General features: G+C 40.8%; 13 protein-coding genes. 6 read left to right on the top strand and 7 right to left on the bottom strand.

Going from position 1 to position 16,194, the window contains the following annotated elements:
- Nucleotide 1: 1 nt before the first annotated feature.
- Entirely contained in the window at nt 2-727 is a 726-nt protein-coding gene (locus J3L18_RS04300) for a hypothetical protein (protein ID WP_129569679.1), read from the top strand.
- Between the two features lie 38 nt (nt 728-765).
- A complete protein-coding gene (locus tag J3L18_RS04295; RefSeq protein ID WP_129569678.1) occupies nt 766-1,038 on the top strand; it encodes a hypothetical protein in 273 nt (90 codons plus the stop codon).
- A 67-nt stretch (nt 1,039-1,105) separates the two neighbouring features.
- On the opposite strand, the gene J3L18_RS04290 is transcribed toward J3L18_RS04295, so the two are convergent.
- From J3L18_RS04290 to gatB, 4 genes are all read right to left on the bottom strand, one after another.
- Complete coding sequence (locus J3L18_RS04290) at nt 1,106-1,492, bottom strand: hypothetical protein (RefSeq protein WP_129569677.1); 387 nt, start codon at nt 1,490-1,492, stop codon at nt 1,106-1,108.
- A gap of 206 nt (nt 1,493-1,698) precedes the next feature.
- Nucleotides 1,699-2,388: a response regulator transcription factor gene (locus J3L18_RS04285; protein WP_022831601.1), complete on the bottom strand. Its 690-nt coding sequence runs from the start codon at nt 2,386-2,388 to the stop codon at nt 1,699-1,701.
- 106 nt (nt 2,389-2,494) lie between these two features.
- Complete coding sequence (locus J3L18_RS04280) at nt 2,495-3,640, bottom strand: TlpA disulfide reductase family protein (RefSeq protein ID WP_129569676.1); 1,146 nt, start codon at nt 3,638-3,640, stop codon at nt 2,495-2,497.
- Nucleotides 3,641-5,110, bottom strand: a complete 1,470-nt coding sequence (gatB, locus tag J3L18_RS04275; RefSeq protein ID WP_129569675.1) for an Asp-tRNA(Asn)/Glu-tRNA(Gln) amidotransferase subunit GatB — start codon at nt 5,108-5,110, stop codon at nt 3,641-3,643.
- 285 nt (nt 5,111-5,395) lie between these two features.
- Between gatB and J3L18_RS04270 the strand changes: the two genes are divergently transcribed.
- Nucleotides 5,396-5,908 carry a hypothetical protein gene (locus tag J3L18_RS04270; RefSeq protein ID WP_091162158.1) on the top strand — a complete coding sequence of 171 codons (513 nt, stop codon included), beginning with the start codon at nt 5,396-5,398 and terminating at the stop codon, nt 5,906-5,908.
- 231 nt (nt 5,909-6,139) lie between these two features.
- Here J3L18_RS04270 and alaS read toward each other — a convergent pair whose 3' ends face one another.
- The gene (alaS, locus tag J3L18_RS04265; RefSeq protein WP_129569674.1) at nt 6,140-8,926 is read right to left on the bottom strand and encodes an alanine--tRNA ligase; all 2,787 of its coding nucleotides are present in this window, start codon (nt 8,924-8,926) and stop codon (nt 6,140-6,142) included.
- Between the two features lie 137 nt (nt 8,927-9,063).
- On the opposite strand from alaS, the gene J3L18_RS04260 reads away from it, so the two are divergent.
- Nucleotides 9,064-9,264, top strand: coding sequence for a hypothetical protein (locus J3L18_RS04260; protein WP_091162154.1), 201 nt, complete (start codon nt 9,064-9,066; stop codon nt 9,262-9,264).
- A gap of 106 nt (nt 9,265-9,370) precedes the next feature.
- On the opposite strand, the gene J3L18_RS04255 is transcribed toward J3L18_RS04260, so the two are convergent.
- Both J3L18_RS04255 and J3L18_RS04250 read right to left on the bottom strand, forming a co-directional pair.
- Complete coding sequence (locus J3L18_RS04255) at nt 9,371-11,611, bottom strand: DUF3858 domain-containing protein (RefSeq protein WP_129569673.1); 2,241 nt, start codon at nt 11,609-11,611, stop codon at nt 9,371-9,373.
- Nucleotides 11,608-13,488 carry a transglutaminase-like domain-containing protein gene (locus J3L18_RS04250; protein WP_129569672.1) on the bottom strand — a complete coding sequence of 627 codons (1,881 nt, stop codon included), beginning with the start codon at nt 13,486-13,488 and terminating at the stop codon, nt 11,608-11,610. The genes J3L18_RS04255 and J3L18_RS04250 overlap by 4 nt, the downstream gene beginning before the upstream one ends.
- Nucleotides 13,489-13,590: 102 nt before the next feature.
- On the opposite strand from J3L18_RS04250, the gene J3L18_RS04245 reads away from it, so the two are divergent.
- Both J3L18_RS04245 and J3L18_RS04240 read left to right on the top strand, forming a co-directional pair.
- Nucleotides 13,591-13,926, top strand: a complete 336-nt coding sequence (locus tag J3L18_RS04245) for a MerR family transcriptional regulator (RefSeq protein ID WP_112655836.1) — start codon at nt 13,591-13,593, stop codon at nt 13,924-13,926.
- A 90-nt stretch (nt 13,927-14,016) separates the two neighbouring features.
- Nucleotides 14,017-16,119, top strand: coding sequence for a ComEC/Rec2 family competence protein (locus J3L18_RS04240; protein ID WP_129569671.1), 2,103 nt, complete (start codon nt 14,017-14,019; stop codon nt 16,117-16,119).
- The last annotated feature ends 75 nt before the right edge of the window (nt 16,120-16,194 follow it).

The raw sequence follows: 16,194 nt of genomic DNA, 5'->3' as shown, positions 1-16,194 counted from the left end.
CATGTCAGCATTATTCGCATTTTTTACAGACACTGAATACTATTTTGCAACGGATACGCTTACCTACAGCGGATTGAGTACCAATGCCAGGATTGAAAAACTCAGCCAAAAAATTGATTTTTACCCTGAATATCGTACTTGCATTGTATCATTGGGATATTCAAGGCTCAAAAGAGATATTTATGCATTTATCAGAAGTCATACAATTGGTACTGACATTAGCGAGTTGGCAGAGGCTTTAAAGAATTACTTTCTATCATTTATAAATCTTGATAATTACCCTGTTTTAGAGGGGCATAATAATGTTATAGGTGATGCCCATATATTCGGATACAGCCAGGCCTTAAACAGGCTTGTTAAATATTATCTTCTTGTTGACAGAGATAACGTATCTGTCGAGGTATTAAATCCGGTGAGCGGATCTTTTTACTGTCATCCGCCAATATCTGATAGTGCGAAGAATGCCATATTAAAAAAGGCTAATAACAACGAAATTACCAATATATCTGACCTCTGTACAGAGTTTATGAAAACAATGTATCATGAAACCATGAACGATAGCAAAAGGCTGGTTTCAATGGGTGGAGAGATGGTATTAGCTGTTTTAGCAACAGAGCCTCAATTTTCATGCAGATTCAGCATACCTCATAGATTCGATAACTATGACGAGGCAGTAGCCGTTATCGCATCTAAACAGAAAGCTGAAACGACTATTAGCAATGGGTAATTAGAAAGTATTTACCAGCACTTTAAGCAGCATACACAATGAATAATATAGATTATAATAAAATCAGGGAAACCGCTGAGCAGCTTGCCCAATACTCTAAAAATGTAACTGCAATCAGTAAAGATCAACGATCTAAATTCGTTGATCTTGCCAAAAACATTATAGAACAGCAGGATCAGTCCATTCAGCTACTTAAATCATACGTGCTGAAGTTATCGGATGCGAACGAGGGTGTTGTAACCTCGTGGGAACAGGCTCATTACCTCAGTAATAATAGGGAGGTAATCGACAGCGACTTCTCAGATAATTAACTTAAAACACAACTTAAAGGGCGTTTAAATAGCGTTTAAGCGCCCAACTTGTTCTTTGAAATATTTCTTATCGCTTCACAAACGATACGCCTTGATAGGTAATAACACTTGTATTATCAGTTGCCTTACCTGCTGCACTGGTTCCGTTTGGAAAATATATAACAAACTCATTTCCTGTAACCTGATAAGTACAGGTAGTTACGCCGGGATCTCCCTCATGATCTTCTTTACCGAGAATATCGTAGGTATACAGATTTACTTTAGTGCTACTTGTAAAGTGCAGATAATCATAATATTTAGTACCAGATAACTTATCTGTATACGAATATCCTGCCCAAGTGGTGTTTACCAGTTCAGGAAGCTTGTTTTGAGGTGTAGACTTATTGTCTTTTTTGCATGCAAAGAATACGACTACTAATGCGAATATTAAAGTTATTTTGGTTAGGTTTCTCATAGCGGCAATATTAACATTTTGAATTGCCTTTTTAATACGGGAAACCGTATTTAGTAAATAAAAATGTATGTTTTTATGAATATAATTTATTATTGAAAATTTGCCTGTTTTTAGGATTTATTTTAAATGAATTTTCATACCTTTTTAATTATTCAATTTCAACCTTTTTTTTTCGCGTTTACATAACTTCCTTCGGGGCCGGGGGCTTAAGCTTCAAACTTATAACCCACACCCTTCACAGTAGCAACGCAATCGTCGCCCAGTTTTTCGCGTAGTTTACGGATGTGTACGTCGATGGTGCGGTTGGTAACCACTACCGAATCTTCCCAGATATTTTTAAGGATCACCTCACGGGTATAAACTTTGCCGGGTTTTGAAGCCAGCAGGTACAATAGCTCAAATTCTTTTTTGGCCAATACTACTTTAACACCGTTTTTATAAACCAGGTAAGCTTCACGGTCGATAACCAGGTCGCCTATTTCCAGTTTATTATCAATTACGTCTTCGGCAGGGGCATTACGACGAAGTATGGCGTTTATGCGGCTAACCAGCGCACGTGGCTTGATAGGTTTTGCAATGTAATCATCGGCACCTACGTTAAAACCGGCAATTTCCGAATACTCTTCGCTGCGGGCTGTTAAAAACACCATAAAGGTATTTTTAAACTCGGGCATGGTGCGCATAATGCGGCATGCTTCTATCCCATCCATTTTAGGCATCATGATGTCAAGTACAATCAGATCAGGCAAGGCCTTTTTTGCCTCGGCAACAGCTTCCTGGCCGTTACGTGCTAAAAACACCTGGTAACCTTCCTTTTTGAGGTTATACTCAATCAGTTCTAAAATATCCGGTTCATCATCAACAATAAGTATTTTCTGTTTTGCGGTGCTGCTCATGTTGCGTTAATTTTTTTGTATAAAAGTATACGCTTTACAACAGCTAATGGTTAAGCCAATATTAACAAATTGTTAAACGTTACCTTATATTAACCCTAAGTTGAGGCTATTTAAATGTTTTATTTAAAAAAGCTTCAAGATCGGCGCCTGTAATATTTTTGGCAACAATATTTCCCTGCGGATCGATGATGAAATTTGAAGGGATAGCTTCAATACGGTAAAGCCTTTCTGTAGCGCCTTCAAAGCCGTTTAAATCCGAGCCATGGGCCCAGGCAAGCTTATCATCGCTGATAGCCTTTTGCCACGGTGCTTTGTCCTTATCAAGGGAAACACCTAAGATGTTAAAGCCTTTACCTTTAAAGGCATTGTACTGTTTAACCACATTAGGATTTTCCTGACGGCAAGGCTGGCACCATGAAGCCCAAAAATCAATCATTACATATTTGCCTTTGTAATCAGACAAATTAATTTGCTTGCCATCAATACCGTTAATGGTAAACTCAGGCGCTTTATGACCAAGAGAGATCGGCTTAGCCTTATCCATCTGCGCAATAAACTTTTGTACCGTAGTATTATCCTTAAAATCGCCCCTGATTTCATCAGCAAATTTGATAAGCTGGGCTTCATATTTGGTAGGATCGAGCGTGGTAGCTGCATAAAAGCCGGCAAGCGATTTTTTATTATCGTTCACAAATTTTAAAACCGCCTCGCCGCCTTCATTCATATTCTTTAAAAATATAGGCATATATATTTTCAGCAGCGAATCGTTCCGCTCACCGCGAGATTTTTCCTGGTATTCGGCAAAAAGCTTAGTATTTTTATCCCCGTAAAGATTACTGATGCGGTTAAACTCCTTTATCTTGTCCGAATCATCGGAACCCTTGATAGTATACTCGTGGTTTTTATTGTTATTGTCTGTTTCAAACTCAATATCATCGCCATTTTTAGCAATAAAATCGTACAGGTTTTCGCCCTGCATTTCGCTCCCCTGCGGACCGGTATTGCCTACCCGAAGTTTAAACAGGTTTGGGTAAAGCGCCACATGTTTAAACTCAAACTTACCGCCCTCGCCTAACGAAGTAGAATCAACAACCTTTAAGCCCGAGCTATCGGCCTCAATCAAATAAACAGCTTTAAGGTTACCCGGATTTTTGATAGTTCCCGAAACACTAAATTGTGATTCGTTTTTACAAGAGTACATGCCCGCGCTAAGCAATAACAGTGCGCCGGCAGCCAGATTTTTAACTTTCATTTACTTAGCTTCTAATTCCTTTATCAATAGCTGATTAGTTTTCTGCGGGTCGATCTTACCTTTTGAGCTTTTCATGATCTCGCCCATAAACAGGCCTAAAACCCCCTTTTTCCCCTTTTGGTATTCCTTAACCTTATCAGGATATTTTGCGATGGCATCCTTTATAAAACGGGTTACATCATCACCATCGGCACTGATCAGCAGGTTAAGTTCCTTAGCCAGATCATCCGGTTTTTTGCCGGGTTCTTTGATCATGACAGGAAATAATTTGTGCGAAGCTACAGAATTATTTATCACCCCGGTGTCAATTAGTTTGATGAGGGCGGCAAGGTTTTGCGGCGTAACAGCAAAGTTACCAATGGTTTGGTTATGATCATTCAGGTATGAGCGTACAGCACCCATCAGCCAGTTAGCAGCAGCTTTATAATGATCGGTATATTTTATCAGCGATTCAAAATAAAAGGCGGTGTCCCTATCAGCAGTGATAACCGACGCGTCATAATCGGTTAAGCCTAATTGCTCTGTATACTTATGATACAACTGACCGGGTAATGCAGGCAGACTTTTACGGATATTATCGACATACTCATTGGTAAGCTTCAAGGGCGGAAGGTCCGGCTCGGGAAAATAGCGGTAATCGTTGGCCATTTCTTTTGAACGGAGCACTGAAGTTTCACCTGTATCGGCATTAAAGTTCAGCGTATTTTGATCAATGTGGCCGCCGGCTTCAATAATGTTTACCTGGCGAGCAAACTCATGCTCAATAGCACGCTGCACGTTACGGATGGAGTTAAGGTTTTTTACCTCGCAACGGTTACCATAGGCAGTTGCACCTTTAAGCCGTACCGAAATATTAGCGTCGCAGCGCATGCTGCCCTCTTCCATGTTACCATCGCAAATATCAAGATAGCGGAGAATTTTACGCATTTCGGTCAGGAACTGGCCAGCCTCTTCGGCGCTGCGCATATCTGGTTCAGATACGATTTCCACCAGCGGTACACCGGCGCGGTTCAGGTCGATCAGTGAATCGGCGTGATGCTGATCATGCATACTTTTCCCGGCATCCTCTTCCATGTGAATGTGGTGCAGGGCTATGTTCTTTTCAGTGCCATCGGCCAGTTTCACGGCCACATAACCGTTAAGGCAAATAGGCGCCTGGTCCTGGCTAATCTGGTAGCCTTTAGGCAGATCGGCATAAAAATAATTTTTACGGGCGAAGCTGTTATTCAGGTTGATAGTGCAATTACAGGCCAGGCCCATTTTAACGGCATATTCAACCGCTTTTTTATTAATAAAGGGCAAAGTGCCTGGATGCCCCAGCGATACCGCGCTAACATGGCGGTTAGGTTCGGCACCAAAGGCAGCCGAATCTGCCGAGAATATCTTACTTGATGTAGATAACTGTGCGTGTACTTCGAGGCCTATCACCAACTCGTACTTTTCAGCTACCCCGTCTGCGAGAACTGTCATAAAAATAAAAATTCAGCTATGATTTTACTGATGTATAAAAGTCAAATATATAAAGATTAATACAGTAACAACACCATTTTGCTTTTAAAACAACGGTAAAAGTGCAATTATATAGTTGTAAGGTAGGGGTTATAGAGATTATACCCCATGATTGGAGATCAGTTGATGAAAATATTCAAATCAAACATGCCTGTCATCAGCATGATTAAACTTTCTGTATCCGCCGCCGTCTATTTATTTGTCAGGCACAGAAATTGAATAAGTGTTCATATTTAGACAGACACCATGAAAAAATTAATTTTAGGAATGCTTGCAGGATGCTTTTTACTTGCAGCTTCGGTTACCAGGACAAACGCACAGGTAAGTGTAAATTTAAACGTTGGCTTATGGAACCCGCCCGCCGAATATGCCGGTATTAATTATTACTACTTACCCGATGTAGAAAGCTACTATTATGTCCCTACTCATCAATACGTTTATTTGGATGGCGGAAACTGGGTTTGGAGGCGATCATTGCCGCCACGCTATGCCAGCTACAACATTGCAACAGGTTACAAAGTGGCCGTAAACCGCCCAAGAGCATATACCTATTTTACACACGACCGTGATACCTATGCCCGCTACCGCGGTACAAAAAATGTTATAGTACGAGACAACTACCGCACCAGGGTAGTAAACCGCACACATGTGGTTAACCGTACCAGGGTAGTAAACCATTACCAAAAGCCACATAAAACCGTAGTAAAACGTACCCGCGTAGTTGAACACCGTGGGCAAAAAAATGGTCACCACCATTAATTGTCCAACAGGCTTTCCCCTAAAAAATATAAAAGTAAAAAGACCGCCTCAACAGAAGTGGTCTTTTTACTTTTATTAGATTATCTATACACCACATCATGGGAATTTGGCATCCGGTTTGAACGGTGAAATGCTATTTGCTATAGAGGGCCTGTCACCCTGAGCCCGTCGAAGGGTCGCGCGCAGAGGCCTTACCCACCATGCTTCGACAGGCTCAGCATGACAGCCTCTTTACCCCGCAAAGCTCCTCGCCTTCATTAATACTTTATCCAATCCGCTTACATCACTGCCACCCGCGGTAGCAAAAAACGGCTGACCGCCGCCACCGCCTTTAACTTCTTTAGCCAGCTCTTTTACGATGTTACCGGCATGCAGGCCTTTTTCCTTCACCAGGTTTTCCGCAATCATCACGGTAATGCTTGGTTTGCCATCGAAATCAGCAACCAGCACCAGGAACAGGTTCGATACGATATCCTTAAGCTGGTAAGCCAGGTTCTTAACCGCGTCGGCATTAGGCAGGGCTACTTTTTGGGCGATGAAATTGATATCGCCAATGGCTTCAACTTTTTGAGCCAACTCTGTTTTTAAGCCCGATGATTTTTCAAGGATCGATTTTTCGATCTCCTTTTTCAGTTTAGCGTTTTCGTCCAACAAGCCTTCAATGCTTTTTGAAAGGTCTTTTGGATTCTTAAGCAGTTCTTTTAACTGGTTAACCAAAGCATTTTGGGTAACGATATATTTTTCGGCAGCAACACCGGTAATAGCTTCAATACGGCGAACACCGGCAGCTACAGCACTTTCGGCAATAATTTTGAAGAAACCAATTTGCCCGGTAGCTTTCACATGTGTACCGCCGCAAAGCTCCTTACTAAAGCTATCATCAAAAGTAATTACACGCACATACTCGCCATATTTTTCACCAAACAGGGCGGTTACACCACTGCTGATGGCTTCGGCATACAGCACGCTACGCTCTTCCTTGAGCGGAATATTTTCGCGCACCTTCTGGTTAACAATAGCCTCGATCTGCGCCAGCTCCTCATCGGTAACTTTAGCGAAGTGTGAAAAATCGAACCTCAGGTAATCGGCATTCACCAATGAACCTTTTTGATTTACGTGCGTACCAAGGATCTGTTTCATGGCAGCATGCAGCAGGTGCGTGGCCGAGTGATTACTGTTGGTTTGGCTGCGTAAGGCAGGATCAACAATAGCTGTTAAAGCATCGTCAATATCCTGCGGAAGTTTATCTGTAAAATGAACTATCAGTCCGTTTTCTTTTTTGGTGTCCGTAACGAGGATAATCTCGCCATCAGGAAAAACCAGTTCGCCCTTATCCCCTACCTGGCCGCCACTTTCAGCATAGAAAGGTGTTTTATCCAATACCAATTGATATTGCTCCTTGCCCTTAGCGGTTACCTTGCGGTATTTTACAATATGGGCAATGGTTTCGGTTTCGTCATAACCGGTAAATTCAACCGATTCATCGTCTTTTAATACGATCCAGTCGCCGGTATCGATAGCAGTGGCAGCGCGGGAACGAGTTTTCTGTTCTTGGAGCTCCTTTTCGAACCCGTCTAAATCAACTGTCAGCCCATTTTCGCGAGCCATTAATTCAGTTAAATCAATTGGAAAACCATAAGTATCAGACAATTCGAAAGCAACTTTTCCTGAAATTACTTTCACATCTCCAAACATAGCTTCCCTGAATTTCCTGATACCTGATGATAATGTTCTCAAGAAAGATGCTTCCTCTTCTAAAACAACTTTTTGTACAAACTCTTTTTGGTTATACAACTCGTCAAATACGCCTTTAAACTGTTCAGCCAACATTGGTACCAGTTGATTTACAAATGGTTCCTTAAATCCCAAATATTGATAGCTATATCTTACCGCACGACGTAGAATTCGACGAATCACATAGCCAGCCTTATTATTTGAAGGTAGTTGCCCGTCGGCAATCGCGAAACTTATAGCTCTAATATGGTCAGCTATTACTCGCATAGCAACCGCGTTATTCCAATTATCAGTATACTGTCCCCATCGATCTCCATAACCAGAGCCGTCGTCCTCGCCGGCTCCTGCTCCAGATCCGCCACCAAAACCTTCACCAAATCCATCTCCTGCGCCATCACCACTTCCCCCGTTTTGATCAACTTCCTCATCACTAAGTTGATCATTAAAAGGATTAGCAGAAGAATAATATTTCTTCCCAGATTTTTCGGCAATGAACTGGATCATCGGTTGAAAAACATCGGTATCATAGTTTGATGTTTTGCCCTGCAACACGCGTACCAGACGCTCAAAACCCATCCCTGTATCAACGTGCTTATTAGGGAGTGGCTGCAATACACCACCTTTAAGGCGGTTAAATTGCATAAATACATCGTTCCAGATCTCGATAACCTGGTCATGGTCGGCATTTACCAATGTAGCACCACTTACTTCCGCACGCTCATTATCCGGGCGGCTATCAAAATGAATCTCCGAACAAGGACCGCACGGACCAGTTTCGCCCATTTCCCAAAAGTTGTCTTTTTTGTTACCACGGAGGATGTGATCTTCCGCTACGTACTGTTTCCATAATTCGTAGGTTTCAGTATCAGCTTCGAGGCCTTCCTTTTCGTCACCTTCAAAATAGGTAACGTACAGGCGGTCTTTAGGCAACTTGTACACCTCGGTAAGCAGTTCCCAGCTCCAGGCAATGGCTTCTTTTTTAAAATAGTCGCCAAAGCTCCAGTTACCCAGCATTTCAAACATGGTGTGGTGATAGGTATCGATACCCACCTCTTCCAAATCGTTGTGCTTGCCGGACACTCGTAAACAACGCTGGGTGTCCGCCACGCGGGAGGCCTTGGGTGCCGCCTCGCCTAAAAATATATCTTTAAACTGGTTCATCCCCGCGTTGGTAAACATCAGGGTTGGGTCGTTTTTAATTACAATTGGAGCCGAAGGAACGATGGTATGTCCCTTTGAAACAAAAAAATCAAGAAAAGCCTGTCGTATTTCGGTAGCAGTCATAGGAAGCAAAGATAGGATTTTCAATTATTTCGGATATCGGATTTTCGATTTCGGATTTATTTATTGATTACATCATATTAACCCTCCCATTCATCGATACAATTAAACAATTTATCATATTTGGTGTAAATTTGTTTATGGAAACTTTAAGAGTTGATATTCAAAACGAACAGGAGAAACGAGTGCTCCTGGCTTTTCTTGATAGTTTGGACTATAATTACCGCATAGATAATGAAAGCGATGCCGTGCTTGAACAACAAGCTAAGGACATGGCCAGCCGCAAAGCCGATTTTTTAGCAGGCAAAGCCTCCTCCCTACCCTGGAGCGAAACCAAATAGCCATACGATACAGATTTAGCGGACATAAAAAATAATTGCTGGTGCAATTATAGAGACTGTTGAAAAAGAGTCCGGATGTTGTATCCGTACTCTTTTTCAACAGTTATTAACTTTTTTTCTCAAACAGTATTTTCCGCGCGTTGAATCCCGCTGAAGCGTCAATCACCTCGCTAAGGAGCGGCCAGTTTTCTGCTTTTTCAAAATTATTATTGTAAACACGTGTTATCACAATAGTTACAACATTACCGTTAAGGGTTGCTTCTGACGAAAACGAACCGGTTTTATTAGTCTTTTTAGCCGCTATTTCTTCCAGGCCTTTGGCTGTATATCCCTGTGGCACAGCAATGTTTATGGTGTATTTAAAACTACGGGAACATGGCATATACACGTCATAAGTGCGTTTTCGTTCTTTTTCTTCCAGTTTGTAAAACGATCCTGCAAGTTTACCGGCGTCAATAATATAATTATTGCCCGCTTTTTTTACCAAATTATCCAATACAAATGATTCCGAATACTGAAAAACCGGACTGCTGTTATCAAGAGCGGCATTAATAATTTTACAATCTGTAACCTGGGTTGGCTCCTGCTCGTACTGGGTTTTTATTTCAGATGTAAATTTCTTTACTGACTTTGACTCATCATCCGAAAATGCGTAGCTGAAATCATCACGCAGTTTTTTTGTTTCGGGGTTTTCTGCCAGTCGTTTTTCCAGCTTTTCACTCTTAGATAATTCCATAAGGATGTTATCAATATCAACTACCGGCAGTAAACGTAACTGATCATCATGCCTCATCAAACCTGTTTGTTTAACCAACCTCTGTATCTTTATCTTTTGCATATTGGTCGGCAAAAGCGATACCTTAATGTCTTCATTTATATTATTAACAGCGGCCTGCATTACGGGCAAAACTGCCGTACCTTCAGTAAACGAATATTTGGTTGAACTTTCCCGCTTAGGAGTAAGCACAATCACTTTTTCACCCTGAAAGCGTTGAGGTATCTCATTAAAGTGAGTTGCGGCGTCATCAAAAAACATATATAGCGGCTTTGTATCGTTTATGCGGATGCAGGCGTCAAAATCACTGTAATTAAAGATATTATCGAGTGTATTAGCATTACGCGAACAAACCAACAATACGTCATGATCTATTTTCAGATCATTTAAAGCCATGCTCATAACAACCGTATTAAACTTTGAGGACATACGACGATAATTGATTTCATCAACTTTGCCAACATCATCTTTACTATAACTACCAAAAACCATCCCTTTCCTGATATTGTAAAGCACCTTCATAGCGCTATCAAGCGGTACAGCTTTAATGTTCTTTTTACCGTCGAAATATTTTTTTAAACGATCAACAACATCGCTGAAGTAAGGAATGTTCCGTTCGGTAAAAGTGCCTTCAAAAATTGCCTTATTGGCCTGCAACCTATCAGCAGCGCTTTCACCTGCTTTACCACCCGAAACAAACTTTACAAAACCCATGGTGTGTGAACTGCTGATTTCGATATAAGGGAACTGACGAAACTTGGAAGTCCAAAATTCACTGGAATACTTGGCTTGATCTCTGACCTTCAAACTGTATATCTGGTCGCCTGCTGCGTTCGTACTTATATTAAACTGCGGGGCGCCATTTGCACAAATATGCTTTACATTATCTTTTTTTGAATATTGAAAATCGTAGCTGCTGTATAAAACAGGATACTCGCCGGCCAATACAAAAACCATATCGTTATCAGCAAAATTATCGGTACTTGCATTTTCGTTTACGTCGACAGTGCTCACGTAATAATCAAGTATATCACCAACCTGCAAATCGGATATGGCAAGTTTACTTACCTGATCTTTCTTTTCATTTTTTATCAGAACTTCTTCGCTTGTGTTTACCACAACTTCTTTGCCGCTTGGCTTAATGATCTTAGCCCCAATGTAGGTATCATGTGTCATGGAAAATTTAGCGCTCAAAATATGTACGCTTTCATCAAGACGTTTTTGGTAAGATATAGTTGAAAAATCTTCAAGTGCTGATTTGTCGTTTATCTTAACCCGTTCGTGAAAAGTGGTAAGCTTGAGTGCCCGAGTTGTTGATGACGCCGTGATGATCATAAATTTAAATTTATTGGTCAGCGATCTTTGCATGCTGTATGATTTGGCAAAAACCACGGCGCTTTCATTACTTAAATTAACAGGCACCTTTGTGGTTGCAAATTCAGGCACGGTTGTCCCCCAAACCTCCTTCTGAATTTCGGCTGCTTTTTCCGCGTAGGTTTGGTTATTGTTTTGCGCACCCGCGGTCATAGCAAACAGAGGAAAGAAAAATAATAAACGTAATGTTTTTTTCATTGTGATACAGGTTTTATAACTAAATTTTCGTTGTAAGCTTTATTCAAGAGTTCAATATCCTGGTTCCATTGCGCAAAATTTGCCTTTGTAAGCAGCGTGTTATTTATGAGCAACGTTTTTTTATAAGTGATTTTTCCGGGCGAACTGATGTAACTGATATGAAACTCATACCCCGGCCTGGATATGTTAACGCCGGGCGGTATGCTTGCAGCTTTATAACCTGGCGGCAGCGTGAGTTCGGTCTCGGTTGCAATCTGGTCTTTTCTTGAAAACCAGTAATCATTTTTTTGCTCATCAATAGCTATGACAGCCCCCGAAAGCTCTTTACGGTTATCCAGATCAATATAATACTCTTTACCAAAAGCAGATATTCCACTTTTACGGTCAACATCATACCCGGCATTTAAATCTTTGTCGGGATTGCTTGTACTACTTAAAACAAGGTTATTGATGGCATAATCGGTATTACCCGCAGCAAGATAATGTTTCATAACATCTTCGACATTTTCATGCTTAATGCTATTTATTCCGGCTAATACTGCTTCTTTATCCTCTCCTTTCCAAACGTTGCTCACTTCACCGGCAAGGCTTGCGCCATTTATATAGAGTTTGCTTATTTCGCTGCTTACATTTTGCTGAGGTTGCGCGTATGGTATTTTACCGAGAATATACTTATCACCATCTTCCATTAAAACCTGTCTGCCTTGTATCCTTTCAGCATATTCATTAATACCTATATAGGTTTCAGTGGCATCAAGATAGTAGGTTTTGCCTTTATAAGGCAACCCGCAAATCATATGATTATCAACTGCCATTGAGGGTGTTTGATAATCATAAGCAATATGTTTTGTACCCAGCCAGCAAAGCCGGGCATCAAAGCCTGCAGATACAAGCAGGGCTTTGGTGAGGTTGGCCATTCCCTTACAGTCACCATATTTTTTTCTTAGCACCTCGTCGGCTTTTTCAGGTTTAAAACCTGCTATGCCATCTTCAAATGCTATATATCTGATGTTGTCCTGAACATAATAAAATATGGCTTTTATTTTATCTAAATCATTAGTTAACCCTGCAGTGAGCTCATTACTTTTAGTACGTAACAGCGCGGGGTCGCCGGCCACATCCTTTACTAACTCGTGGTACCATGCATAAAGATCGGCAAGAGTATTGAAATAAGTAAATTGTTTACTCCCTACAATCGCCGATTTACACATGATGAGCAAATGCGGATATACGTAGGTTGGGCCCGGACCATGCAATTCCTTTTTCATTGCCGGGATATTAGTAAACTTATATGTTATAATATCGGCATCATTGCTGCTGTTATAAACGGTACTTTTTTTAATATTAAAAGCATTAAAATTAAACTCCTTAATATCCACCTTCATCCAGCGCGGAATTTCGATACTAACTTCGCCTTGTTGGACCGGCAGGTTATCAGCAAAATAAATATTGGTAAAATAGCGGGGATCATTAACGGTTTCTTCAAAAGTAACATTGCCAATACTTCCTTTTTTTGCCAGATCGAGCGTAAAGTAACACAACCGTTCGTCCGAATAAAAAATATCATTATTGCTGTAATAAGTATACTCAGGTTTAAAACCGCGGGGAGTGCGGCCGTCAACTTTGCAGGTTATATTATCAATAGAGATATTGTTGTTGTAAAATTCAGATACCGTGTAATTAACCTGGTAAGCACTACTGGTGTAGATATTATTAAGTTTCTGGATGATCTCTACACGGTTATCTTTGCTGTTCCAATTAAACCGAAACTCATTTTTCAAGGAGGTTATGGTTACAGCCGAATCAACTTCGAGGGCACTTAACCGCATAGTACATAACACACACAGCGTGTATGTTATCAATAGTTTAATAGTCATAAGGTTATTAGAGCCATAAATATATAATTATATGGATCAGATTCAAAGAAAATTCCGAAATCGAAATTCCCAATTCCGAAATCAAATAGATACATTTGTATTATGCCGTATAAAGAACGTGAGATAAGCAAGATGTACTACACCATGGGCGAGGTATCGGCCATGTTTGATGTTAATCAGTCGCTTATACGTTTTTATGAAAAAGAGTTTGATGTTCTGCAACCTAAGAAAAACAAAAAAGGCAACCGGTATTTCACCCCCGAAGACATTGAAAACTTCAAGATCATCTTCCACCTCATCCGTGATAAGGGCTACACTTTAAACGGAGCAAAAGAACATCTTAAAAACAACATGGGCGATACCAGGGATAACCAGCGCGTTATCGATTCGCTCGAAAATCTCAAAAAATTCCTGCTTGAGGTACGCGACCAGTTGTAATCTTCCGCATAAAAACTATCTTTATTTCTAAAATACCGTCGGGTTAACCTATAACCATGCTGTCACCTGCTATAACAATCCGTAAGATATATGATCGCTAACCACAAGGGCGAGATCCCGGTTGTTATTTTACTGATTCCCTTTTTGTTAGGTATAAGCGTTGGGATCAATTTAAGGTCTGTCGCTTATTTAATGCCCTTGGCTGTTGGGTTTGCCAGTTTGCTGATGTTATTTCTGCTGCTCAATTTTTATTACAGTCGCTTTAAAGTTTATAAAAAGCGGTGGCTTGGCGGAATCATCATTCACTTGTTATTGTTTCTTGCTGGCTGGATAGCTGTCATCAACAACAACGAACTTAATAATCCCGGTCATTTTTCAAAGCTGCCCGCGCAACGGCAGCTTGTATGCATTAATAATGAGCCACAAATAAAAAACGGGCTGATCCATTTTACGGCCAACGTTGTAGCGAACATCAATCAAAAAAATTCCCTCCCGGCAACCGGGACGTTGATGATCACCATAAAAGATAGTGCTGCGATGCACCTGGCTTATGGCGATGAACTGTTGGTCCCCGGTAAATACACTGCTATCGACCCGCCTTTTAACCCTGCCGAGTTTAACTATAAAAAGTACCTGGCGCACCAAAACATTTATTACCAGGAGTTTTTATACCCGGGACAATACCGTTTGGTGCAATCACACGCCGGCAATATGTTCATGGCAAATGCACTGGCGCTAAGGCTACAAATGGTTGAAAAGCTAAAAAACCAAATGCACAATGCAAATGCTATAGCCGTAGCCTCCACCTTAATATTAGGTTATAAAGCTGATTTAAGCGAAGATGTATTGCAGGCCTATTCCAAAACCGGCACCATTCACGTGTTATCGGTTTCCGGTGCTCATGTGGCTATCATTTGGGCTTTGCTGGCATTTATGCTGAATTTCCTGAACAGGTTCAGGCATGGCAGGGTGATTAAAGCGATCATCATTATTCCTATCATCTGGTATTATGCTATGTTAACCGGTTTTTCACCCGCGGTTTGTCGGGCAGCGGTGATGATCAGCACGGTTATCATCGGGAAAACCTACAACCGGTACATCAACAATTTAAATATTCTGGCTATATCGGCTTTTATATTATTACTTTATAACCCTTTGCTGATAACAGATGTAGGCTTTCAATTGTCATACCTCGCGGTTGCCGGGCTGGTAGTTTTACAACCTGTGGTTTATAAATGGTTTACTTTTTCTAATAAATGGATCGACAAACTATGGGCTTTGTGTTCGGTATCAATAGCCGCGCAGGTTATTACGTTCCCGCTGAGCGCTTTTTATTTTCACCAGTTCCCGGTTTATTTTTTGTTTAGCAACCTGTTCATCATCGTTCCCACAGCTGTTATTATGTATAGCGGGATCTTTTACCTGCTATTGCCGCAAATCCCCTTTATATCTGCCGGCCTTGCATGGCTCCTCGAAAAAACCATCCTGCTCATGAACGCTGTACTGGCCAGGTTTGAGCACCTGCCGTTGGCAAGCATTAACAAAATATGGCTTACCACAACCGAGTACCTGTTGCTTTACGCTATTATCATATGCGTTTTTTACTTTTTGTACGATAGAAAAATATGGCTGCTGAGAGCAGGTATTGCATTGATATTTTTGTTAGCTGTAAGTATCAGCATAAAACGATACAGGTCATACAACACCAACAGCATTGCCTTTTTAAACCTGCGTAAAAACATGGGGATCATCTTTAAAAACGGTAACCGTGCTATTGTACTAAGTAACCTCACTGATACCGACAAAAACTACCATTATTCTATCCAACCCTATCTTGATAGTTGTAAAATAAACGACATCGCTTTGTATCAACCTAATCAGGATATCCGATCTGGCTTTTTACGAAAACAGAATAATTTTATTCAATTTCGAAATCGGTCGATAGCTGTTGTGAACAGAGATTATGTGGACACCATATCCGCGGTAAAACAAAAAACCGACTACCTATACATAACCGGGAGCCCTAAAATTCCGCTTGCTATTATTAATAAAAATCACGAATATCATACTATAATTATTGATGCCACCAATGCCCCTAAAACCGTACAATTTATTGCAGATCAGGCACGTGCCCTGCATGTCAATTATGTAATATTAAAACGTAACAAATCGTTCGTGACAGCATCTAATTGAAAAACATATTAAACTACTTATCTAAAAATTTGTCTTTTAATTATTAAAAATTAATTTGGCATTAAATCAAACTCA

This window comes from Mucilaginibacter gossypii, assembly GCF_017569325.2.
GTDB classification, from domain to species: domain Bacteria; phylum Bacteroidota; class Bacteroidia; order Sphingobacteriales; family Sphingobacteriaceae; genus Mucilaginibacter; species Mucilaginibacter gossypii.
Note: the sequence above shows the minus strand (reverse complement) of the source record. Positions and strands in the feature narration are given on the sequence as shown.

Coding starts and splice junctions, on each gene's coding strand:
- J3L18_RS04240 (WP_129569671.1), top strand. CDS start 14,017: ATGATCGCTAACCACAAGGGCGAGATCCCGGTTGTTATTTTACTGATT.
- J3L18_RS04245 (WP_112655836.1), top strand. CDS start 13,591: ATGCCGTATAAAGAACGTGAGATAAGCAAGATGTACTACACCATGGGC.
- J3L18_RS04290 (WP_129569677.1), bottom strand. CDS start 1,492: ATGAGAAACCTAACCAAAATAACTTTAATATTCGCATTAGTAGTCGTA.
- alaS (WP_129569674.1), bottom strand. CDS start 8,926: ATGACTGCTACCGAAATACGACAGGCTTTTCTTGATTTTTTTGTTTCA.
- gatB (WP_129569675.1), bottom strand. CDS start 5,110: ATGACAGTTCTCGCAGACGGGGTAGCTGAAAAGTACGAGTTGGTGATA.
- J3L18_RS04250 (WP_129569672.1), bottom strand. CDS start 13,488: ATGACTATTAAACTATTGATAACATACACGCTGTGTGTGTTATGTACT.
- J3L18_RS04285 (WP_022831601.1), bottom strand. CDS start 2,388: ATGAGCAGCACCGCAAAACAGAAAATACTTATTGTTGATGATGAACCG.
- J3L18_RS04295 (WP_129569678.1), top strand. CDS start 766: ATGAATAATATAGATTATAATAAAATCAGGGAAACCGCTGAGCAGCTT.
- J3L18_RS04255 (WP_129569673.1), bottom strand. CDS start 11,611: ATGAAAAAAACATTACGTTTATTATTTTTCTTTCCTCTGTTTGCTATG.
- J3L18_RS04300 (WP_129569679.1), top strand. CDS start 2: ATGTCAGCATTATTCGCATTTTTTACAGACACTGAATACTATTTTGCA.
- J3L18_RS04280 (WP_129569676.1), bottom strand. CDS start 3,640: ATGAAAGTTAAAAATCTGGCTGCCGGCGCACTGTTATTGCTTAGCGCG.
- J3L18_RS04260 (WP_091162154.1), top strand. CDS start 9,064: ATGGAAACTTTAAGAGTTGATATTCAAAACGAACAGGAGAAACGAGTG.
- J3L18_RS04270 (WP_091162158.1), top strand. CDS start 5,396: ATGAAAAAATTAATTTTAGGAATGCTTGCAGGATGCTTTTTACTTGCA.